Annotated in this window: 17 protein-coding genes; 7 read left to right on the top strand and 10 right to left on the bottom strand. The window is 68.2% G+C overall.

From position 1 onward, the window contains the following. Window positions 1-342: 342 nt before the first annotated feature. On the top strand, window positions 343-1,662 hold the full coding sequence (locus tag J2T21_RS19620) for a hemolysin family protein (RefSeq protein WP_307583782.1): 1,320 nt from the start codon (window positions 343-345) through the stop codon (window positions 1,660-1,662). Further along, window positions 1,659-2,699, top strand: a complete 1,041-nt coding sequence (locus tag J2T21_RS19615) for a hemolysin family protein (protein ID WP_307583781.1) — start codon at window positions 1,659-1,661, stop codon at window positions 2,697-2,699. The genes J2T21_RS19620 and J2T21_RS19615 overlap by 4 nt, the downstream gene beginning before the upstream one ends. 86 nt (window positions 2,700-2,785) lie before the next feature. On the opposite strand, the gene pstS is transcribed toward J2T21_RS19615, so the two are convergent. The 3 genes from pstS to J2T21_RS19600 all read right to left on the bottom strand — a co-directional run bounded on the left by pstS (window position 2,786) and on the right by J2T21_RS19600 (window position 6,704). Beyond that, window positions 2,786-3,940, bottom strand: a complete 1,155-nt coding sequence (gene pstS / locus J2T21_RS19610) for a phosphate ABC transporter substrate-binding protein PstS (RefSeq protein ID WP_373458077.1) — start codon at window positions 3,938-3,940, stop codon at window positions 2,786-2,788. A gap of 128 nt (window positions 3,941-4,068) precedes the next feature. Beyond that, window positions 4,069-5,538, bottom strand: coding sequence for a DUF222 domain-containing protein (locus tag J2T21_RS19605; protein ID WP_307583780.1), 1,470 nt, complete (start codon window positions 5,536-5,538; stop codon window positions 4,069-4,071). 455 nt (window positions 5,539-5,993) lie between these two features. After that, window positions 5,994-6,704, bottom strand: a complete 711-nt coding sequence (locus tag J2T21_RS19600) for a TetR/AcrR family transcriptional regulator (RefSeq protein ID WP_307583778.1) — start codon at window positions 6,702-6,704, stop codon at window positions 5,994-5,996. Window positions 6,705-6,800: 96 nt separating this feature from the next. On the opposite strand from J2T21_RS19600, the gene J2T21_RS19595 reads away from it, so the two are divergent. Both J2T21_RS19595 and J2T21_RS19590 read left to right on the top strand, forming a co-directional pair. Further along, the gene (locus tag J2T21_RS19595) at window positions 6,801-7,832 is read left to right on the top strand and encodes an NAD(P)-dependent alcohol dehydrogenase (protein WP_307583776.1); all 1,032 of its coding nucleotides are present in this window, start codon (window positions 6,801-6,803) and stop codon (window positions 7,830-7,832) included. 189 nt (window positions 7,833-8,021) lie between these two features. Further along, window positions 8,022-8,897 carry a DUF4389 domain-containing protein gene (locus J2T21_RS19590; RefSeq protein WP_307583775.1) on the top strand — a complete coding sequence of 292 codons (876 nt, stop codon included), beginning with the start codon at window positions 8,022-8,024 and terminating at the stop codon, window positions 8,895-8,897. A gap of 13 nt (window positions 8,898-8,910) precedes the next feature. On the opposite strand, the gene J2T21_RS19585 is transcribed toward J2T21_RS19590, so the two are convergent. The 3 genes from J2T21_RS19585 to J2T21_RS19575 all read right to left on the bottom strand — a co-directional run bounded on the left by J2T21_RS19585 (window position 8,911) and on the right by J2T21_RS19575 (window position 12,168). Next, complete coding sequence (locus tag J2T21_RS19585) at window positions 8,911-10,176, bottom strand: sugar ABC transporter permease (protein WP_307583773.1); 1,266 nt, start codon at window positions 10,174-10,176, stop codon at window positions 8,911-8,913. Continuing rightward, a complete protein-coding gene (locus tag J2T21_RS19580; RefSeq protein ID WP_113762173.1) occupies window positions 10,173-10,937 on the bottom strand; it encodes an ATP-binding cassette domain-containing protein in 765 nt (254 codons plus the stop codon). Before J2T21_RS19580 ends, J2T21_RS19585 begins: the two co-directional genes overlap by 4 nt. Window positions 10,938-11,079: 142 nt before the next feature. Beyond that, complete coding sequence (locus J2T21_RS19575; RefSeq protein ID WP_307583771.1) at window positions 11,080-12,168, bottom strand: sugar ABC transporter substrate-binding protein; 1,089 nt, start codon at window positions 12,166-12,168, stop codon at window positions 11,080-11,082. Between the two features lie 358 nt (window positions 12,169-12,526). On the opposite strand from J2T21_RS19575, the gene J2T21_RS19570 reads away from it, so the two are divergent. Both J2T21_RS19570 and J2T21_RS19565 read left to right on the top strand, forming a co-directional pair. Beyond that, the gene (locus J2T21_RS19570) at window positions 12,527-13,762 is read left to right on the top strand and encodes an MFS transporter (RefSeq protein WP_307583769.1); all 1,236 of its coding nucleotides are present in this window, start codon (window positions 12,527-12,529) and stop codon (window positions 13,760-13,762) included. A gap of 112 nt (window positions 13,763-13,874) precedes the next feature. After that, entirely contained in the window at window positions 13,875-14,033 is a 159-nt protein-coding gene (locus J2T21_RS19565; protein ID WP_307583767.1) for a hypothetical protein, read from the top strand. A 164-nt stretch (window positions 14,034-14,197) separates the two neighbouring features. Here J2T21_RS19565 and J2T21_RS19560 read toward each other — a convergent pair whose 3' ends face one another. Further along, window positions 14,198-14,779 (bottom strand): dihydrofolate reductase family protein, encoded by a 582-nt coding sequence (locus tag J2T21_RS19560; RefSeq protein ID WP_307583765.1) that lies wholly within the window; start codon window positions 14,777-14,779, stop codon window positions 14,198-14,200. Window positions 14,780-15,061: 282 nt separating this feature from the next. Here J2T21_RS19560 and J2T21_RS19555 point away from each other — a divergent pair, with 282 nt between their 5' ends. Further along, window positions 15,062-16,687 (top strand): peptide chain release factor 3, encoded by a 1,626-nt coding sequence (locus J2T21_RS19555; RefSeq protein ID WP_307583762.1) that lies wholly within the window; start codon window positions 15,062-15,064, stop codon window positions 16,685-16,687. 21 nt (window positions 16,688-16,708) lie between these two features. Here the strand turns inward: J2T21_RS19555 and J2T21_RS19550 are convergent, their stop codons facing one another. From J2T21_RS19550 to J2T21_RS19540, 3 genes are read right to left on the bottom strand one after another with little or no spacing between them, the layout of a single operon-like run. After that, window positions 16,709-17,809, bottom strand: a complete 1,101-nt coding sequence (locus J2T21_RS19550) for a flavin reductase family protein (protein ID WP_307583760.1) — start codon at window positions 17,807-17,809, stop codon at window positions 16,709-16,711. After that, a complete protein-coding gene (locus J2T21_RS19545; protein ID WP_307583758.1) occupies window positions 17,806-19,104 on the bottom strand; it encodes an aromatic ring-hydroxylating oxygenase subunit alpha in 1,299 nt (432 codons plus the stop codon). The genes J2T21_RS19550 and J2T21_RS19545 overlap by 4 nt, the downstream gene beginning before the upstream one ends. A 52-nt stretch (window positions 19,105-19,156) precedes the next feature. Beyond that, window positions 19,157-21,199 carry an oxidoreductase gene (locus tag J2T21_RS19540; protein ID WP_307583756.1) on the bottom strand — a complete coding sequence of 681 codons (2,043 nt, stop codon included), beginning with the start codon at window positions 21,197-21,199 and terminating at the stop codon, window positions 19,157-19,159. Window positions 21,200-21,310: the final 111 nt, after the last annotated feature.

Genomic DNA, 21,310 nt, shown 5'->3' with positions numbered 1-21,310 from the left:
TCCATCGGAACTCTCCAGGTTCGAAGTTGGGTATTACACCTCGATTCTGGACACCCTTGCCCGCCATGTCACCCCTTGGAATCAATCGTCTAGGCTGGGAAGTTGCCGTGAACCTTGGGCCCGCCGGACGGGCCACGTCGCCCTCGGGTTCCCGCATCATCCCGGGGCCCGGGGCACCTGCGGCGCTGTGCGGCGCCACTGGGCGGGGACCGGCAGGAAAGCCGGGCAGCGTGTGTTCCGCTAGAGTTGAAAGCACTATGGACGACCCCCCTTCACACATGCCCTGGCCCCTCCCACTGACTGCCGGTTCGATTCCGGCACCTGGCGGAGAGGGGCGCCCACATGAATGAGTGGATCATGATCGGCATCGGTCTGCTGCTCACCGTTGGCACCGGCTTGTTCGTTGCCTCCGAATTCGCCTTGGTGAACCTTGATCGGCACGACCTCGAGGCGCGCGCCGAGCGCGGCGAGAAGCGCCTGGGAACCACCATCAAGGCCCTGAAGATCACCTCGACCCACCTCTCCAGCGCGCAGTTGGGCATCACCCTGACCACGCTGCTGACCGGCTACACCTTCGAACCGGCGATCAGCTCCCTGCTGCGCGGCCCGCTACTGTCCGCGGGCGTCGCCGAGACACTGGTCCCGGGCATCGGCACCGTCGTCGGGGTTTTCCTGGCCACGGTGTTCTCCATGGTGATCGGCGAACTGGTGCCCAAGAACTTTGCCCTGGCCGTGCCGCTGGCCACCGCCAAGTTGGTGGTGCCCTTCCAGGCCGCCTTCACCGCGGTGTTCAAGCCGGTGATCCTGCTGTTCAACAACACCGCCAACGCCATCATCCGCTCCTTCGGCATCGAACCGAAGGAAGAACTCTCCGGGGCCCGCAGCGCCGAGGAACTCACCTCCCTCGTGCGCCGCTCCGCCCTCGAAGGAGCCCTGGAACAGGACCACGCGACACTGCTGCACCGCACGCTGCGCTTCTCCGAGCGAACGGCCGGTGACGTGATGACCCCGCGCGTGCGCATGGTGCCCGTCGAAGCCTCCGCCTCCGCCGGTGACATCCTCGAGGCCGCGGTGGCCACCGGGTTCTCCCGCTTCCCGGTGATCGGGCGGGATCGCGACGAGATCCTCGGGGTGGTGCACCTCAAGGCCGCCTTCGCCCTGCCCCTTGCCCGGCGCGCCACCACCACCGCAACCGAGCTGATGGCCAGCCCGCTGATGGTGCCCGAGTCCATGGGCGTCGACTCGCTGCTGGGCAAGCTGCGCACCCACGGCCTGCAGGTGGCGATCGTCTCCGACGAACACGGCGGAACCGCCGGCATCGTCACCCTCGAGGACCTCGTGGAGGAACTCGTCGGCGAACTGGAAGATGAACACGACCGCGCCCGCGTCGGCGTGCTGCGGACCGCAGGGGCGATCACCTTCGATGCCTCGCTGCGTCCCGACGAGCTGCTCGAGCGCACGGGCGTCTTGGTGCCCGAGCACGAGGACTACGACACGCTGGCCGGCTTCGTCGCCCAGCAACTGGACAGGGTCCCGGAGCCCGGTCTCGAGGTGCGCATCGACGCCGGCTCCCTGCGGGTCGAACGCGTCGTGGGCACCGCCGTCCAGCGCCTGAAATTCACCCCCGACCCGGCCGAATCCACCCAGGAGCAGACCCGATGAACGAGTACCTGCCCGGAATCATCTGGCTGGTGGTACTGCTGGTGATCAATGCGTTCTTCGTCGGCGCCGAGTTCGCCGTGATCTCCGCCCGCCGCTCGCAGATCGAGCCGAAGGCCGAGGCCGGATCCAAGGCCGCCAAGACCACGCTGTGGGCCATGGAGCACGCGACCCTGATGCTGGCCACCAGCCAGCTGGGCATCACCGTGTGCTCGCTGGTCATCCTGAACGTCTCCGAACCGGCGATCCACCACCTGCTGGAAATCCCGCTGGGGTTCACCACGCTCTCGGCCGAGGCCATCGGCGTGATCGCCTTCGTCACGGCCCTGCTGCTGGTCACCTTCCTGCACGTGGTCATCGGCGAGATGGTCCCGAAGAACATCTCCTTCTCCGTGCCCACGCGCGCGGCCCTGCTGCTGGCTCCCCCGCTGGTGATGGTGGCCCGGATCGTGAAGCCGGTGATCTGGAGCCTGAACGGCATCGCGAACTGTGTGCTGCGGCTCTTCCGCGTCGAGCCCAAGGACGAGGCCACCAGCGCGTTCACCCTCGAGGAAGTCGCCGGCATCGTGGAGCAGTCCACGCGCGACGGGGTGCTTTCCGACGCCAGCGGAACACTTGGCAAGGCCTTCGAGTTCACCTCCAAGAAGGTCTCCGACGTCGAGGTCCCGATCGGGGCGATGGTGGTGTTGCCGCAGGATTCCTCCCCGGCCGACATCCAGCGCGCGGTCGCCACGCACGGCTACTCCCGCTACATCCTGGTGGACGGGGACGGGGTACCCTCCGGTTACCTGCACCTGAAGGACGTCATGGACCTCACGGCCTCGGACGCCTTCGCGGTGGCGGTCCCGGCCAAGCGGATCCGGGCCCTGGCCTCGGTGTTTGGCGGCAGCGAGCTGGAAGACGCGTTGGCGGCCATGCGCCGCAGCGGTTCCCACGTGGCCCGCGTGTTGGACGCCGCCGGCTCCACCACCGGAGTGCTGTTCCTGGAGGACATCATCGAGGAACTGGTCGGCGAGGTGCAGGACGCCACCAGCGCCTAGGAACCCCACCGCCGCAGCGGCTACGGAAGCGGCCCATCTCCCTGTCGGGGATGGGCCGCTTCCGTTCGTTCTGGTGCCGGAGGTACTTACTGACGCAGCGTGATCGAATCGATCGCCGCGGCGGCCTCGGCGGCCAGGTCCTGGGGCATCGGTGCGCTCTTGGCCGAGTCGGCGGCGACCTTTTGGCCCTCGTCGCTGACGATGTAGTGGCCGAAGGCCTTGACCAGTTCCAGGGAGTTGGCATCGGTGTAGCCGCTGCACACGATGAAGTAGGAGACCAGCACCAGCGGGTAGGCCCCGGGCTTGGTGGTGGCGCGGTCCAGTTCCAGGGCGATGTCGTTGCCGTGGCGACCGGGCACCCGGTGCGAGGCGCTCACCGCGATGGCCGCGGCCTCGCCGCTGACCGAAACGAACGAGTCCCCGACCTTCAGCGTGCCCTTGCCCAGGGTCGCGTCCACCAGCGAGTCATCGGCGTAGGTCACCGCACCGGCGGTGCGGGCCACCGTGGTGACGACCCCGGAGTTCCCCTGGGCCTGCTCGGTTCCCAGCCCTCCGGGCCAGGACCCGGAAGGATCGTGCGTCCAGTTCTCGGGGGCGGCGGCATGCAGGTAGTCGGTGAAGTTCTCGGTGGTTCCCGAGTCGTCCGAGCGGGCGACCACCGTCATCGGGACATCGGGCAGCGCCGCATCCGGGTTCAGGGCCTTGATGGCCGGGTCTTGCCAGGAGGTGATGGTGCCGGAGAAGATCTTCGCGATGGTTGCCGCGTCGAAGTCCAGTTCCTTGATGCCGGGCAGGTTGAAGGCAATCGAAATCGGCGAGATGTAGACGGGAATGTTGATCGCGCCCTCGGGGCCGCAGGTTTGCTGCGAGCGGGCCACCTCGGATTCCTTGAGGTAGGCGTCGGAGCCGGCGAATTGCGTGGCCCCGGCCAGCAGGCCTGCGCGTCCGGCACCGGAACCCACCGAGGCGTATTGCACCTGTACCTTGGGATGCCGGGAGGCGAATCCGCCGATCCAGGCGTTCATCGCGGAGTTCTGAGCGCTGGACCCGCCGCCGGTGAGCGTGCCGGACAGATGCGAGGTGTTGTTTTCGGCGGCCTGGCGTTGGGCGTCGCCCAGCGGGTAGTCGGCACCGCAGCCGGTCAGCAGCAGGCCAAGGCCCAGCATCAGTGCGATCCGCCGCTTGGGCGCCGGGCGCAGGACGGAGAAGGTGGCCATCTGTTGGTGGGCCTGATGCGGCAAGGAATCCTCCTGGGGGCGATGCACGAAATGGACCTAGACGACCATAGCGTGCACACGGACCTGTACCCGAATCGACGGAGGGTTTCGATTCGGTGGCGGTGGTGGTGTTGTCCTGCGGTTTTGGCGGCCTACTGCCGCCGGCGCGGCGGGGCCGCCCGCGACCCCATGGGGTGCACGGCGTAGTCCTCGGTGCCGGGCATCCGCGGCGCGCTGGAGGTATAGGAATGTCCGCTCGAGGTGGTGATCCGGATGCTGTGCCGGTCCCCGGGCACCGGGATTTCGGACCAGCCGGGTGATTCCTTGGTGGCGTTGCACCAGGCGCATCTTCCCCCGCCATTTTCCGCACAGGTCTCTCCGCCGAGGGCAGCTTGGACCACGTGGTCAAGGTGCTGGACCTTGCCGGTGCAGAAGGGGGTGCGGCAGAACTGGTCGCGCGTGGTGATGAAGCGTTTGAGCCCGCCGGTGAAGAGCCTGGCCTTGCGGTCCATGGCGATGAGGTCCCCGGTGCCCGGTGCCGTGTATAGCCGGCGAACCCACGTTGCCAGCGGCTTAGCCGGGTTGCCGGCGAAGAGTTCGCGGGCCTTCTTCGCGGAGATGACGCCGTAGCCCTGCAGGAAGGCCGGTTCGGGGTGTCCCTGCATGAGCGTCCGGTCGGTCATGACCAGTTCGAGGGTGACCGGGATGTTGGTGAAGTCCTTGATGCCGGTCAGGCCCTCCAGCACGGTGTCGGCGGCGATCTGAGCGGCGTTGCGCGTGTCCCCCGCCGCCTGCGCGCTGGCGATTTCCCGGGCCAGCACCTGTGCAAGGGCGGCCCCGACCTCGGTGGGCACGATGCCGATGATCTTCATCCGGTGTGAATCGATCGGGTAGACATGCACGTAGCGGTCCTTGGCGGCCTTGGCCTCGAGATCGGCCTCGGCCGGGTTTAGGTAGGCAAGGGCCCAGTGGCGGAGCATCGCTTCGAGCTTCTTGCCGCCCAGGCCGAAGCAGGTGTGGGTTTCCATGAAGAGGCGGGCATCGAGCTCCGTCCGGGCTGCTTCGTCCAGGTCCTTCAGCACGCGGTAAATGATCCGGGCTTCGGCGTCGTTGATGACGCCGAACTTCAGGCCCGCCTTGGTGAAGGGCAGCGATTGGCAGAGCATCCGGGAATAGTTCAGCTCCCGGGTTCCGGAGCGCGGCGCTTCGTGCCGGGCCATGGCGACGTCTGCGCCGATGCCTTGCTGCGGGTTCTTTTCCAGCACGCCGCGGCGCGTGCGTTCGGTGGTGACCGCTGCCTCGTGGGCGCAGGCGATTTCCGCTTGCACCGCATTGGCGCAGGATTTCAGGTCTTCCAGCGCCCCGACGCCCTCGATCGCCTCGTACGGGGAGAGCTCCAGCGGTACGTCGGCGACGGCCTGGGTTACGGTGCGGATGCCGTCGACCCCGGTGCAGGCGAAGAAGTCGGCGAGAAAGGCGTTCATGTCCAAGCCCCTGCCGAGCAGGGCCCCATAGCTCAGGTCCACGAATTCGAGGTCGGCTTCCAGGTCCGCGAACAGCTCATCGTCGAGGTCAGCATCTGCGATGCTGCCGTATCCCGAAGACGATGACGACGTTGCCATGACTCCATTCTAGAAAGCCCCACAGACAGTTTGGGAATCGGGATCCGCAGCCGGGCACGTCCGCACGTTTTCATCCCGGCGAAGGAAGAGTTGGTATCCGGGTGGGACGGCGCGCGCTCGCGGTGGCGCCCGCGGCGCCACAATTGTGAATCTCGGGATCAGTGCGCGGGCCATGTTTGCGCGGGTGGTTCATGTCCGGACAAGACTCCGAGAGCATGGCAAGGTCGGGGCACGGGCCGGCCGCTGGAACAGCCGGTCACCAGGAAGTTGCGGCGACGTTTGCCTCCCGGGTCCGTGACGAAACGATCGGAGACGGGGGGGTGCGGATCGCGCACCGACTGGCCGACGAGCCCGGCGAGCGCCACGTCGAAAGCCGGCAGAACATGGAGATGCTGCCCGATGGCATCCATATCCGGGCCAGGGACGTGACGTTCCACTGCTGGGTGCTGCTCGGTTCACCCGGCGGGCGCCGCGGACTTCGGTCCGTCTTCGGTTTCGGGGATCCAGCGCTGCAGGGCGTCGAGGATCAGCTCGAGGCCGATCTCGAATTCATCGCCGAAGTCATAGCCCGGTTGCAGCACGTGTTCGGTGGCTATTTCCATGAGGTGCGGGTAGTCGCCGGCGGAGAACATCTGCACGATCGGATCGGTGACGCTTGCCGCGGTGTCGCGGCCGCTGAAGGGAAGCGCGGCCTCCTGCAGGGCGAAGCCGTAGGTGTAGCTGTCCAGCAACGCGTAGGCGTGCGCCGCGGCCTTCACCGAGAATCCGGCGGTTCGCAGGACCCCGAGCGTGGCGTCGTGGTGGCGCAGCGTCGCCGGGCCGGGGGCCGTGCGCGACTCCAGCAGCCCGATGGCCCAGGTGTGGCGGCCCAGCGCCTGGCGCACCGCGCCGGCGCGCCGGCGCATCTCCCCCTTCCAGTCCCCCACGACGGATGGGACATCGATCTCGGCGAACACCATGTCGATGATGGCGTCCAGGATCTCGCCCTTGTTGGCCACGTAGTAGTAGAGCGACATGGGCTTCACCCCGAGTTCCCTGGCCAGCGATCTCATGGTCAGCGCCCCGATCCCGTCCGCGTCGGCAATCGCAACGGCACTTCCCAGCACGCGTTCCCGACTCAGCGGGATTCGAGGCGATGGATCTTCAGAAATTTCTTCGGCCGTCATGTCCCGATCCTATCGCATTTTCGTACTATGTAAGATAAGCTCACTTACTAAGTAAGGCAACAATCCGTGAAGCCTTGCACCCCGGAAGGAATCGCCATGAACGGCGAACGGCAAGAACCACCACAGGCCTCCGAGACGACAGGCCGGACCGCAACCCCAGGAACCATGCGCGCCGTCACCCAGGACCGGTACGGGGACGCGGAGGTCCTCCACCAGTCATTCATCCCCACACCCGTCCCGCGGGACAACGAGGTGCTCGTGCGGGTCCATGCCGCCGGACTGGACCGCGGCACCTGGCACCTGATGACCGGCACCCCGCTGCTGGCTCGCCTGGCCGTGGGCCTGCGCCGACCGAGAAACCCGGTGCCCGGGCTTGACCTGGCCGGCACGGTGGCCGCAGTCGGAACGGCGGTCACCCGCTTTGCCGTCGGGGATGCGGTCTATGGCTTCGGGCGCGGAACGTTCGCCGAATATGCGGTGGCCAAGGAAGACCGGCTGGCCATGAAGCCTGCAAACCTCGACTTCCGCCAGGCCGCGGTGGTCCCGGTGTCGGCGGCCACCGCGCTACAGGCACTGCGCCTGGGCCGTGTCGCCGCCGGCCAGCGGGTGCTGGTCACCGGCGCCTCGGGCGGGGTGGGAAGCCATGCGGTGCAGCTGGCCAAGGCGCTTGGCGCCGAGGTCACCGGCATGGCCTCCACCGCCAAACAGGACCTCGTCCTGGCCCTGGGCGCCGAGCACGCCGTGGACTACACGCGCCAGGATTTTGCCGAGTCTGCGCAAGGCTACGACCTGATCATTGACACCGGCGGAAACCCGAGCCTGCGCCGGTTGCGCATGGCCCTGGCACCCAGGGGCACTGCGGTCATTGTCGGCGGCGAGGGCGCCGGAAAGTGGCTGGGCATGAACCGCCAGTTCAGGGCCGTGGCGCTTTCCCCGTTCATCCGCCAGCGCCTGGCCATGCTGGCTTCCGCCCAGCGCGCCACCGACCTGGAGGAACTGTCCACGTTCCTGGAATCGGGCGCGGTGCTCCCGCACATCGATGTGTCCTTCCCGCTGGAGCGGGCGCGGGCGGCCATGGAACACCTGGTGGCGGGCAAGGCCCGCGGCAAGATCGCCATCACCATCTAAGGCACCCCGCCCGACCCACCGGTCCACGCCCATGCATCCGGGCACCGGCGCAAACCTGCCCTGCCCGGATCCCGGGCCCGGCACACCCGCGCAATTCCGCATCCCCCCCGTTTCACCACCGCTTCGTGAAAGCCGAACGCCATGACCACCCAGCCTGCATCCGCACCCCAGAGCCCTTCCACCGATCACATGTCCGGACTCCACATGGCCCTGCTCGTCATCGGGGTGCTGCTCACCGTCGCATCCCTCGGCTCCCTTGCCGTGCTGGGCTTTCCCGACACGGGCCCGGAATTCGCGGCGCTTGCTGCCGGGGCGGCACTGGGCGTCCTGGCGATCCTCGTGGGAGCCGCCGGCCTGGGCCGCGGCATCGCCGCCGGCGCCCCGCAGGTCGGCGAAACAACCGCGGCGCTGCCCACAGGGGTTTCCGGGCAGCTGGATCCGGCGCTCTCGCGCTGGAAATGGCTGGTCAAGTGGTTTCTGGCGATCCCGCACCTGGTGGTGCTCGCGCTGTTGTGGGTCGCGTTCCCGGTGGTAACACTGGCCGCCGGCCTGGTGATCCTGTTCACCGGGAAGTACCCGGCCTCCTGGTTCCAGTTCTCCGTCGGGGTGCTGCGCTGGAACTGGAGGGTGTCCTTCTACGCCTATGGCGTGCTGGGCACCGATGCCTACCCTCCCTTCACGCTGGCCCGCGGAAACTACCCTGCCGCTTTCGATGTCGCCTACCCGGAGCGGCTCTCGCACTGGCAGGTGCTGGTGAAGTCCTGGCTGTTCGCGCTGCCGCACCTGTTGGTCGTGGCCGCGATGACCGGGGGCGCCTGGTCCAACGACTCCTGGAGCGACGAGGCCCGGGGCATCTCGCTGACCGGGGCGCTGGTGCTGATCGCCGCACTGGTCCTGCTGTTCACCGGCGTGTACCGGCAAGGGCTTTTCAACCTGTTGGTGGGGCTGAACCGCTGGGCGTTGCGCACCGCCGCGTACACGGCCCTGATGACCGATGCGTATCCGCCCTTCCGACTGGACCAGGACGCCGGCGAGCCGGTGCCCGGGGAGAAACCGCGGGCCTGATGCGCGGGCGCGGCTACGCGCGCCCGGCCGCCCGGCGGGAGCGCCGGGAGAGCGAGTCGATGACCACGGCCAGCAGCAGCACCGCGCCGGTGATCATGTAGCGCAGCGAGGAATCCAGGTTCACCAGGGTCAGCCCGGAGGAAATCGACTGGATCACCAGGATCCCCAGCAGCGCGGAGAATGCCGAGCCGCGCCCGCCGAAGAGGCTGGTCCCGCCGATCACCGCTGCGGCGATCGCGTTGAGGTTGATGTCCCCGCCGCCGGAGGACTGGTTGGCCGCCGCCAGCCGGCCCGCGGCCATCAGCCCGCCCAGCGCGGCGAAGGTGGAGCACAGGATGAACACGCTCATGGCCACGGCTCGCACGTTGATGCCGGCGCGGCGGGCGGCCTCCACGTTGCCGCCCACCGCAAACACGGCCCGCCCCCAGCGGGTGCGGGAAAGGAAGAAGTGCATGATCAGCACCAGGGCCACGAAGGACAGGAACATCACCCCGACCCCGCGGCTGCGGTTCAGGTACCAGACCGGGACGCCCAGCACCACCAGCAGCCCGGCGGCGCGCAGACCCAGCGCCGAAGCGGAAACCCCCGAGAGCCCGGCGGCCTTGCGCTTGGTCGAGGCCAGGAACTTCGCCAGCCAGTAGCCGGCCACCGCGATTGCCACGAACGCGTAGGAGAGCCATTCGGGCATGTACAGCTGTTGGGCGTAGTAGACCAGCCAGGAGTCGAAGGGCAGGTTGATGGAACCGAACTTGCCCAGCACCCACAGTTGCGCCCCGAGGATCCCCAGCAGCCCGGCCAAGGTGATCACGAAGCTGGGCACCCCGAAGCGGGTGTTCAGCAGCGCATAGAACAGCCCGATCAGCGCGCCCGCGGCAATGGCTGCCACCACCGCGGTCCACAGCGGCCAGGCGTGCCCGACGAAGCCCACCGCCACGATGGCCGCGGCCAGCCCGGAGACCGATCCGATGGACAGGTCGATCTCGGCCAGCAGCAACACCAGCACCACCCCGATGGCGATGGTGCCCACCGCGGCGCATTGCATCGACAGGTTCACCAGGTTGATGCTGGAGAGGAACCGCGGGTTCACGATCCCGAAGACCGCCCAGATGATCGCCAGCCCCACCACCACCGGCAGGGAGCCCAGATCGCCGCCGCGGATCCGGCGGGTGAACGCGCGCACCGCGCCGCCGAATCCCGCGGATTGGATCAACCGCTCATCGAGCAGGTCGGCCGCCACCGTTCCGGGCTCCGGGCCCGGTTCGGGCACCTTGGCACTCATGGTTCCTCCGTTCCGGGCACCGGCCGGGTCGCGGCCCGGCGGGTGACGGCGTTGTCGGTGGCCCCGGTGATCGCCGCGACGATGTCTTCGCTGGTGGCCTCGGCGGCGAGGAACTCCCCGTTGTTCCGTCCCAGCCGCAGCACCACGATGCGGTCCGCGACCGCCATCACGTCGGCCATGTTGTGGCTGATCAGCACCACCCCGTAGTTGCGTTCGCGCAGCCGCTCGATGAGGTTGAGCACCTCGGCGGTCTGTGCGACGCCCAGGGCCGCGGTGGGCTCGTCCAGGATCACGATGCGCGGCTCGCCGATCAGCGAACGGGCGATGGCCACGGTCTGGCGCTGCCCGCCGGACAGCGAGGCAACAGCGATGCGCACCGAGGGGATCTTGGCGCTCAGCTCGCGCAAGAGCTTCCAGGACTGCTTCTCCATGGCCACCTCGTCGAGCCGGCCGCGGTAGGTCAGCTCGTGCCCGAGCCAGAGGTTGGCCACGACGTCCAGGTTGTCGCACAGCGCCAGGTCCTGGTAGACCGTGGCGATGCCCAGCGCCCTGGCGTCGGTGGGCGAGGAAATCGACACGCGCGCGTCCTGCATCTCGATCCGCCCATCGTCGGCCGGGTGGACCCCGGCGAGCACCTTGACCAGGGTGGACTTGCCCGCGCCGTTGTCCCCGACGATGGCCACAACCTGCCCGGAGTAGATCTCCAGTTCGACCTCGGTCAGCGCCTGGACGGCGCCGAAGCGCTTGGAGATCCCGGTCATGCGCAGGATCCGTTGCGGTGCCGCCGCCGCGGTGTTCGAGGTGGCTTCCTCCACGTTCCACTCCCCAAGGGTTGTTCCGTGCCGTGCACCGGTGCGGGGTGTGGGGCCGGTTGCCGCCGGCCCCGCCGTCCCGCTGGGGTGCCTACTTGATGTTTGCCGCGGCGCAGGCCTTGGCGTATTCGGCGGTGCAGATCTGCGCCACCGTGTAGAAGCCGTCCTTGACCACGGTGTCCATGATGTTCTCCTTGGTCACCACCACCGGGGTGAGCAGCTTGGTCGGAACCCCGGCGACGTCGGTGGCGTCGGTCGGCGTTTCGCCCTTGGCCAGCTGGTCGGCGACGGTTGCGGCAAGTTCGGCCTCGGTCTTGATGGCCTTGTAGATGGTCATGTACTGGTCCCCGGAAACGATCCGCTGGATGCCGGTGATTTCGGCGTCCTGGCCGGTGATGACCGGCCACGGGGTGACGTTGGCTGCCTTCAATGCGGCGACCGCGCCCCCGGCGGTGCCGTCGTTGGCGGCGTAGACCCCGTCGATCTGCCCGGTGAACTGCGTGATCTGTCCGGCCACGAAGCTCTGGGCCTTGTCGGGCGACCAGTCGGGGGTGTCGTACTCGGCCAGCACCTTCACGTCGGACTTGTCGATGACCGAGTGGGCGCCCTTCTTGAACAGCACCGCGTTGCCGTCGGTGGGCGAGCCGTTGACCATCAGGATGCCGGGGTCCTTGATGCCGTCCTTGGCGAGCTTGTCGACCAGCGCGTTGCCCTGCAGCACCCCGACCTGTTCGTTGTCGAAGGAGATGTAGTAGGCCAGGTCGGTGGTTCCGGCGACCAGGCGGTCGTAGGAGATCACCGGCACGTCCTGCGCCTTGGCGCTGGCCACGATGCTGGCCGCGGCCTGCGCGTTGACCGGGTCAAGGACCAGCACCTTCACCCCGTCGGTGAGCGCGGACTCGGCCTGCTCCTGCTGCTTGGACGCATCCTGGCTGGCGTTGGAGTAGACGACGTCGTAGTTGCCCAGGGACTTGATCTTGGCTTCGAACAGCGGGCGGTCGAAGGCCTCATAGCGAGTGGTCTTGGTTTCGGGGAGCAACAGGCCGATCTTCACGGCCGGGCCGGAAGAGCTGTTGCCGCTCGCTGCCGGGGGGTTGTTTCCCCCGCATGCGGTGAGAGTCGTAGCCGTGAGCAGGGCGCCCACGGCAACGGTGGCAAGTTTGTACCCAAGTTTCTTCATTTGTGTTTGCCTCCACATTGCACCGCCGTTCGGCGGTGCTTTCAGTCTGGCCCCGAACAGGCGTGTATTCAACACTTGTTCCCTGACAGGTGCGAACGCGTTCGGGACCCGGCCTCAGCCGAAGAACGGGGCGGGTACCGGCCCGGTGCGGCCAGGTCCCCGGCGCCCCCTCGGCAGGTGGGCCGGCACGAAGCCGCCGGCCTCCCGGCCCTTCGGCGCACGGCCAACCCCAAAAAACCGGTGCCACATGGCAGGGCACGGGGAGTCACGCGGTGCCGGAGCCACAGGGCGGTTGTGAAACACTGGTCTTCGACCCGGAGCCAACCCGGAAACCACACCGTGACATCAGGAGAGCCGAATGCAGGCACGCGCCGGGCGCCCCGGGAAGTTGTTGCTGGCCGCCCTGCTGACCGCGGTGGCCGCCGGCCCGATCCTGAACTACGGGCTGAGCGCCATCAGCGACCTGGTGATCACCGACCTGGGCATCACCGAGGCGCAATTCGGCCTGCTGGCCACCGTCTGCTTCGCCGCGGGGGCCGTGGGCAACGCGGTCTTCGGCCGCTTCACGGACCGGCAGCCAGACACCCGGCTGCTGGTGCTGGTCTTCGCCCTGGCCGCCGCGGCCCTGGCGCTGGCCGCGATCCCCGGCGGCTACGTGCTGCTGCTGGTCGCCGCGGGCCTCTCCGGGCTCGCCCAGTCCTTCCCCAACGGGGTCACCAACCGCATCTTGGCCGAACGCGTCCCGGAGGACAAGCGCATCGGCTGGATCGGCATCAAGCAATCCGGCGTCCAGGTCAGCCAGCTGGTGGCTTCCCTGGCCTTCCCGGCCCTGGCCGCCTGGATCGGCTGGCACGGGGCCAACGCCGTGGGCGCCGTGGTGGCCGGGGCGCTGGGCGTGGTCGCGGTGCGCGTGGTTGCCTCGGTTCCGCTGCTGCCCAAGGCCCCCACCCGCATCGGCCCGCTTCCCGCAGGGCCCGCCCCGATCCCGGCGCCGCCGCCGAACACCAGGTTCCTGATCTACGCGCTGGCCGTCTTCGGCTTTGTCAACGGCATGGGCGTGCAGGCCACCAACGTCTACCTGTCCCTGTATGCGGTGCGCGAACTGGACTTCACCCTGGTCATGGGCGGGGTCGCCGCAGCAGCCGCCGGGGCGATCGGCGTGGCCGCCCGCGTGGGCTGGGGCAAGATGATGTCCGGCGGCATGGCCGCTCCCCCGCTGTTGCTGCTGCTGGCCACCCTCGCGCTCGCCGGGGCCGGGGTGTTCCTGGCCGCCGGGGCGACCGGGTCCGCGGCACTGCTGTGGGGCGCCGTGGCCCTGCACGGGGCCTCGGCCCTGGGGGTCTCGGTGGTGCTGATGGCAGCGGTGGTGCGCAGCGTCCCGGCCTCCACCATTGGCATGGCCACCGGAATGGTCACCGCCGGGCAGTTCGGCGGATTCACCGTCGGCCCGCTGGCCATGGGCGCGCTGATCGGCTCCCCCGGCGGATTCGCGGTGGGCTGGGGCGCGGTGGCCTGGACCTACGCGCTGTGCGTGGCGCTCGCCGGATACCTGGTGCTGCGTCGGCGCCGCAAGGACCGCGAAGCGGCCGCCTGAGCCCGATTTCCCTCGCCACGGGTGCGGGCGAAGACCTGCAATGTGGCCATCGGGCGAGCTGCACTTCGGCCGGCCGGCCCGGGGCTCCTCGCCTCCGGAGGAAAGAATTCCCATGGGCAGCACAGCATCGGCCTCCCGGCGGATGAGCCCCGAACAGCGCAGGGTGGCAGGGGCCACCATGATCGGCACGACGGTCGAGTGGTACGACTACTTCATCTATGCCAATGCCGCCGCCCTGGTGGGAGCCTTCAGATTCCGGCCATGCTCTTGAGAGGCAACCGTTCCAGGTCATCTGGCAAGCTGCTCCGGTTGGCCGGTATGGCCGCGATCGCGGCTGGGGGTTCTTTCCGCCATCGGGGATGTGATGGGCCTGGTGGTCGATCTGGAGGCTCGGATTCTTTCTGTGGCGGCGGCACGGGCACCGGCCCGGATCGGTCAGCGGCGCACCGAAAAGCGCAGGTGAAGCACCCGGTTTCCCTGGATCACCACGTCGGGATCCCCCAACAGGTGCTGTGCGTGGACCGACCCGAAGAAGCGCTTGCCGGTCCCGAACACGACGGGTACAACGTCCATGCGCACCTCGTCGACCAGGCCCGCGGCGAACACCTGGCCACCGACATCGCCAACAGAGACCTCGACGATGCGTTCACCCGCGAGCTCCTGGGCCTTGGCCACGGCGGCCTCGACGCCGTCGATGAAGTGAAACGGCGCCTCGTGGTCCCAGTCCTCGGGCCCGGGCCGGTGCGTCACGACGACCACGTGCTCCACCCCGCCTGGAGGCTTCCCGTCCCAGCCGTCGGTAATGTCAAAGACGTGGCGGCCGACAATTGTCGCCCCGATCCGGTCCCAGTACGCACGGGTGTAATCGTAGGAGGCCTGCGACACCTTCAGTACGCCGCTCTCGTCCAGCGGGATGTCCCCTCCGGTCAACCAGTCGAACAGCGGTCCGGGCTGGTCGTTCCCGTCCGCGATGAAGCCGTCCACCGACACCGAGCCGTACATGACCACCTTGCCCATGGTTCTCTCCCTTGCCCTGGCGCCCAATTTTAAGCGGAACGGACTCATCCGGCAAGTGCGCCGGTGCCCCTCCATCAACCTCGCAGGGCCCACCAATCTTTCCCACCTGAAATCCTTGTTTACCTACGACGGCAATTGGGGTTATTTCGCTGGGGAAATCTCCAAAGCTGGTTCGCCTGGCGGCCACGAGCCGCCCGGGCCCGCCGGCGGCAGCCTCCCAAGACCGATCGGGGAGCACGTGCGATATTAGATCGCACCTAAAAGGAACGGTACATTCTAGGGATGGTTCCCAGCACTTTCACTGATTTCGACTCCCCACCCACCACCGACGGCAATGACGTATTTCACGAGGCCCGCAGACGCCGGACATTTGCCATCATTGCGCACCCCGACGCCGGCAAGTCGACATTGACCGAGGCCTTGGCCCTGCATGCGCGGGTCATCACGGAGGCAGGCGTGACGCACGGCAAGCAAGGGCGCCAGGCGAGCATGTCCGACTGGGGCACCATGGAACGCGAACGCGGCATCTCCATCAGCTCCACCGCATTGCGGTTCGAGCACGGCGATGTCATTTTCAACCTTCTCGACACCCCGGGGCACGCGGACTTCTCCGAGGACACCTACAGGGTGCTGACGGCCGTGGACTGCGCCATCATGCTTGTCGATTCCGCACGGGGCATGGAAACCCAGACCCTGAAGCTCTTTGCCGTCTGCAAGGAACTTGGCCTGCCGGTGGTCACCGTGTTCAACAAATGGGACCGTCCCGGACAGGAAACGTTGCAGCTGCTCGATGAGGTCCAGGATGCCACCGGCAGGCTGCCGGTGCCGCTGAACTGGCCCGTGGGCATCGCGGGCGACTTCCGTGGCCTCTACAACCCGGAAAGCGGAACCTACACGCGCTTATCTCGCACCAATGCCGGTGCCAGTCTCGCGCAGGCCGATGAGCTGAGCCCCGAAGAGGCCGCCCTGGATGCCGGGGACGCCTGGGAGGCCGCCCGCGAAGACTGCGACATGGCCGTGGCCCTCAATGGCAACTTCGACTCGGAAGAATTCCTGGCCGGCCGGGCCACGCCGGTGCTTTTCGCTGCCGCGGCATCAAACTTCGGGGTTGCCCCGCTCCTGGATTTCCTGGTGGACCGGGCGCCCGCGCCGGGTCCGCGCCCGGATGCGTCCGGCACCCTGCGAGCACTGGATTCGGATTTCTCCGGATTCGTCTTCAAGATGCAGTCGGGCATGAACCCGGCCCACCACGACAAGCTTGCCTTTGTCCGGGTGTGCTCCGGGACGTTCCGACGGGGCATGGCGCTGCGGAACGATGCAACTGCAAAGCCCGTTTCCTCCAAATACACCCACCACATGAGCGGCAGGGACCGCGACTCGGCGGATGAATCGTGGCCCGGAGACGTGGTGGGCTTCAGCAACGCCAGCGGATTGCGGATCGGCGACACGGTACATGCCGGCGAGGCTGTTTCCTTTCCACGCTTGCCGCACTTCAACGCCGAGCACTTCCGCGTGGTGCGCAGCCTGGATGCAGGCCGTTCCAAGGCCTTCGCCCGGGGAATCTCGCACCTCGAGGAGGAAGGCACGATCCAGGTTCTGTACCGCGGCTTCGGGACGAGCCAGTCGCCGATCTTCGCGGCGGTCGGAGTCCTGCAGTTCGACGTGGCCCTGGATCGGTTGAAGCGCGAGTTCAACGCCCCGGCCGCCATCGAAGAGGCCCTGCCCTACGAAATGGCCCGGGACCTCTTCGGCCCGGAACCGGAAAAGACCGCCAAGGCCGCCGCCGTCGATGTCGTCTACCGGTCGAACGGGAACCCCGTGGGGCTCTTCAGGAACCAGTGGAAGCTCGGTCGCACCATGGCCGACAGCCCCGAGCTGTTCGGCATCACCGAAGACGAAGCCACATAACACGGGAACCCGCGGATCCGGCTAGGCGTCGATCACCAGGTCGCCGGTCGGCGTGGAGCAGCAGATCAGGATCTTGCCCGCGGCGATTTCCCTGGGCCGGATCCCGCCGGCGTGGTTCATCTCCACCGTGCCCCCGAGCAGGGTCGTCTTGCAGGTGCCGCACATCCCCAGCGTGCACGAGGAAGGCACGGGAATTCCCGCGGCCAGCGCGGCGTCGAGGATAAACCCGTCCGCTGCACAGTCGATGGTCCGCCCGCTGCGCACGAACTCGACGCTGAACACCTGCGTGCCGGCCGCGGCGTCCGGCGGCGACGGCGCCAGGGAAGCAGCCGCCGGGGCGTGGTCGGCGATGTCGAAGCTTTCCACCGTGAGCGCCGAGGCGTCGCAGCCCGCCGCGGCCAGCATCCCGCGCACCGCTTCCAGATACTGCGGCGGGCCGCACGCATAGACCTCGCGCCCGCGCACATCGGGCACCAGTTCGAGCAGCAGCTCCGCATCCAGCCGCCCGGGTGCCCGCGGGGTGCCCAGGGTGGGGATGGACCCGGTGCTGAGGATCGTTTCCACGCGGATGCCGCTGGCCTCCGGGATCGAGCGCAGCTCGCGGTGGAAGATGACCTCGGCCGGGCCGTGCGCGCTGTAGAGCAGCACCGCGTCCACCGGTGCGCCGGCATCCAGCAGGGCCCGGGTGATGGACACCAGCGGGGTGATCCCGGAGCCGGCTGCGAGGAACAGGTAGCCGGGCGCAGTGCCCGGCAGCCCTCCGGCGAGCGCGGGCGGGGTGAAGCCGCCCAGCGGCCCGTGGGCCTCGAGGACCGTGCCGGGGGCCAGCGAGTCATGCAGCCATCTCGAGGCCGGTCCCCCGGGCAGGGCCTTGACCGTGATCTCCAACCCGTCCCGGGGGATGGAGCTGATGGTGTAGCAGCGGGCCAGCTGCCCGTGGGGCGTGTCCAGCGAAAACGTGAGGTACTGGCCCGGCAGCCAGCCGAAGTGCTCCCCCGCCTCGGGTTCGAAGGTGAAGGTCTTGACCTCCGGGGTCTCCTGGCGGATGGCGGTGCAACGCAGGGATCGGTCGGCGGGTGCCGCCGGAAGGGAAACCGGCAGGACCTGGAGTTCCTGTGTCATGGCTGCACCTCCATTCCGAGGCCCGCGCGCAGGCGCTGGATGTACCAGGAGCAGAAGTCTTCGACCTGGTATTCGTTCGGGGCGTACGGTCCCTGGAGGTAGGCGGGGCTGGTGACCCCGAGCTGGGCGCGGCGGACAAAGGTCTGGTCCTGCTCGTTGGTGCGTTGCCACACCCGCTTCAGTGCCTCCAGGTCGTAGTCTTCCCCCTCCACGGCGTCCTCGTGGACCAGCCAAGTGGTGCGCAACAGCGTCTTGTCCGGGCCCAGCGGCAGCACCGAGAAGGTCACCGCGTGGTCGGAGAGCACGTGGAACCAGGCGTTGGGCTGCAGGTGCATGGACAGCCGCCCGAGCCTGGGCTCGGTGAGCTCCCCCAGCAGCCTGCGGCACAGCAGGGTCCCGTCGGGGCTGAAGGACTCTCCCGCCCCGTCCATGGGTTCGCGCTGGATCCGGAATCCGGTGCCCGGGGCGCGCAGCTCCTGGATCTGCGCGTAGGGAAGGTTGAGTGCCTCGCTGCGCCGGTGCAGGTCGGCCTCCGCGGCGAGGTAGCGGTCATAGGCCGGGCGCAGCCTTGGAGGCAACCCGTCCGGTTCGTACCCGTAGGTGGGGAACAGCGAGCAGGAGAGCTCGGGGTGCCCGTCGCAGTGATAGCACTCCCGGTTGTTCTCCATCACCAGCTTCCAGTTACCGTGCTCCACCAGGTCCTCCTGGGCGGCGACCTTGGTGCGGCGCAGCCGGTGCGGGGCCAGGTAGGGTTCGATCCGGCCCGCGTAGGAGGCGAAGTCTTCCGGCGGGTCGGTGGAGAGGCAGATGAATACCAGCCCGGCCACCGACTGCACAGCCACCTTCCGCAGTCCGAACCGGGTTTTGTCGAAGTCGGCCGGCTGCGAGTCGGCGTGCAGCAGGGCCCCGTCGGATCCGTAGGTCCAGTGGTGGTAGCCGCAGACCAGGTTGCCGACCGATCCGGACGGGTCGGAAAGGATCCGGGCCCCGCGGTGCCGGCAGACGTTGTGCAGCGCGGAGATTTCCTCGTCGTCGTCGCGCAGCAGGATCACCGAGTGCGGGCCCACCGAGATGGTGAGGTAGTCCCCGGGTTCGGGGATCTCGGCGTCGGTGGCCACGAAGATCCAGTGCTTGGCGAAGATCTCGGAAATGTCCATCTCAAGGACCTCGGGCGAGGTGTAGAACGGGGCCTCGAGGCTCAGCCCCGGAATCCGCCGGGCAACCAGTTCGGCGATCCCGGCGGAGGGGGTGTGCGAGGGCGGCAGGTGGTGGACCGGTGTCGTGGTCGTGGTCATGGCGGTTCCTTTCGTGGCGTGGTGGCTGGGTCTGGTCAAGGCAAGCGGGTATTTACATGGGCAGGCACAATCGCAGGGCGTCGTAGATGGCCGCGTGGATGTTCCGGCTGGCCACCGCGTCCCCGACGCGGTAGAGCGCGAAGCGGCCCTGCGGGTTTTTCCCGGCGGGCTGCGGGGTCCCGGCCAGCAGTGCCGGGTAGTCGATTTCCCCGGCGTTGGTGGAATCGGGCAGCAGCTCGAAGTACAGCTCGGTGTTGGGCAGGGTACCGTGCTCGGTGACCACCAGGTCCACGGTGCGGGTGGTTTCGAGGCCCGAGTATTCGCTGTAGAGCACCGCGGTGAATTTTCCGTCCGGCTCGCGCACCACCGAGCGCAGCCGGTGCGCCAGGGTGGTGGTGACCCCGTGTTCGGAGAAGGCCCGCAGGTAGGCCGGGGAGTTCATGGCCCCGACATCGGGGGCGAGCATGCGCTCGGGGGTGACGATTTCCACCTTCGCACCGGCGGCAGCGAGTTTCTCGGCGGCGTCCATGCCCGGTTCTGCCCCGTTGTCGTCATAGACCAGCACGGTTTCGGGGATGGAGGCCAGGTGCCCGAGCACGTCCCAGCAATCGGAGGTCAGGTCCCCGCCACGGGTGAGGAAGTCGTGGTTGGGCATCCCGCCGGTGGCCACCAGGACCACGTCCGGGTTTTCGGCCAGCACGGTGTCGGCCTCGGCGTAGACCCCGTAGCGGATTTCGACACCGGCCAGCAGTGCCTCGGAGACCCGCCAGTCGATGATGCCCAGCAGGTCCCGCCGCCGGGGCGTGGAGGCGGCGATGAGCACCTGGCCGCCGGGGGCGTCCGCGGCCTCGAGCACCACGACCCGGTGCCCGCGTTCGCCCAGCACACGGGCGCATTCCAGGCCGGCCGGCCCGGCACCGATGACCACGGCCACCTTCGAGGGCGCGGCGGCCGGCGGCACGGCGTGCGGCAGCTGCAATTCGCGCCCCGTGGCGGGGTTGTGGATGCACTTGGCGTCCCCGGAGGCGTAGATGGAATCCAGGCAGTAGTTCGCCCCCACGCAGGGCCGGATCCGTTCCTCCTGCCCCGCGGCCAGCTTGGCGACCAGGTGCGGGTCGGCGATCTGGGCCCGGGTCATCCCGACCAGGTCCAGCAGCCCGTGGGAGACTGCGTGGCGGGCGGTGGCGATGTCGGCGATCTTCGAGGCGTGCATGACCGGGATCCCGGCCTCGGCCCTGATGGATGCGGCGAAGTCCAGGAACGGGGCCGATGGCGCGCCCATGGACGGGATCACCTTGGCCAAAGCGGCGTCGGATTCGATGGACCCCTTGATCACGGACAGGAAGTCGATGCCGGCCTCGACGTAGCGGTGCAGTGCGGCCATGGCCTCGGTGCGCCCCAGCCCGTGCTCCTTGTCCTCGTCCATGGACATGCGGATGCCCAGGATGAATTCCGGACCCACAGCCTCGCGGACGGAGCGGATCACCAGCAGCGGGAAGGCGATGCGGTTCTCAAAGCTGCCGCCCCAGGCGTCGGTGCGGTCGTTGGTGGCCGGGGACAGGAAGGCGTCCATGAAGTGCCCGTAGGACTGGATCTCGATCCCGTCCATGCCGGCATCTCGGCAACGCACCGCGGCGGCTGCATAGTCGGCGGCGATCCGGTGCAGGTCCCATTCCTCGGCGACCTTCGGGAAGGCGCGGTGGGCCGGTTCGCGCATGGCAGAGGGGTAGGGAACCGGGAGCCAATCCCCGGCGTAGTTGCTGGTGCGCCGGCCCAGGTGGGTGATCTGGCACATCACCGCCGCCCCCGCCTCGTGGATCTCGGAGGTGAGCTTGCGCAGCCAGGCGGAGATCTCGTCGCGGTGCAGCTGGAGGTTCCCGAAGGAGGGCGGACTGTCGGGGGAAACCACCGCGGATCCGCCGATCATCAGCAGTGCCGCACCGCCCTTGGCGCGCTCGACGTGGTAGGCCCGGTAGCGGTCGGTGGGCATCGAGTTCTCCGCGTAGGCCGGCTCGTGCGAGGTGCTCACGATCCGGTTGCGCAGCACCAGGTGCCGCAGCGCAAACGGCTCGAGCAGCGGGTCCGTAAGTTTCATGCGCCACGCCCTTTCGTTCACCGGGTGTCCCGGTCCCGGGGACCCGTTGCCTCAAGTGTGACGCGGGCCACTGCTGAAGACCAGCAAACGAAATCGCAAGATACCGTGTAA

It is taken from the genome of Paeniglutamicibacter psychrophenolicus (assembly GCF_030812255.1).
Classification (GTDB): Bacteria; Actinomycetota; Actinomycetes; order Actinomycetales; family Micrococcaceae; genus Paeniglutamicibacter; species Paeniglutamicibacter psychrophenolicus_A.
This window is presented reverse-complemented; position numbering and strand designations above follow the sequence as displayed.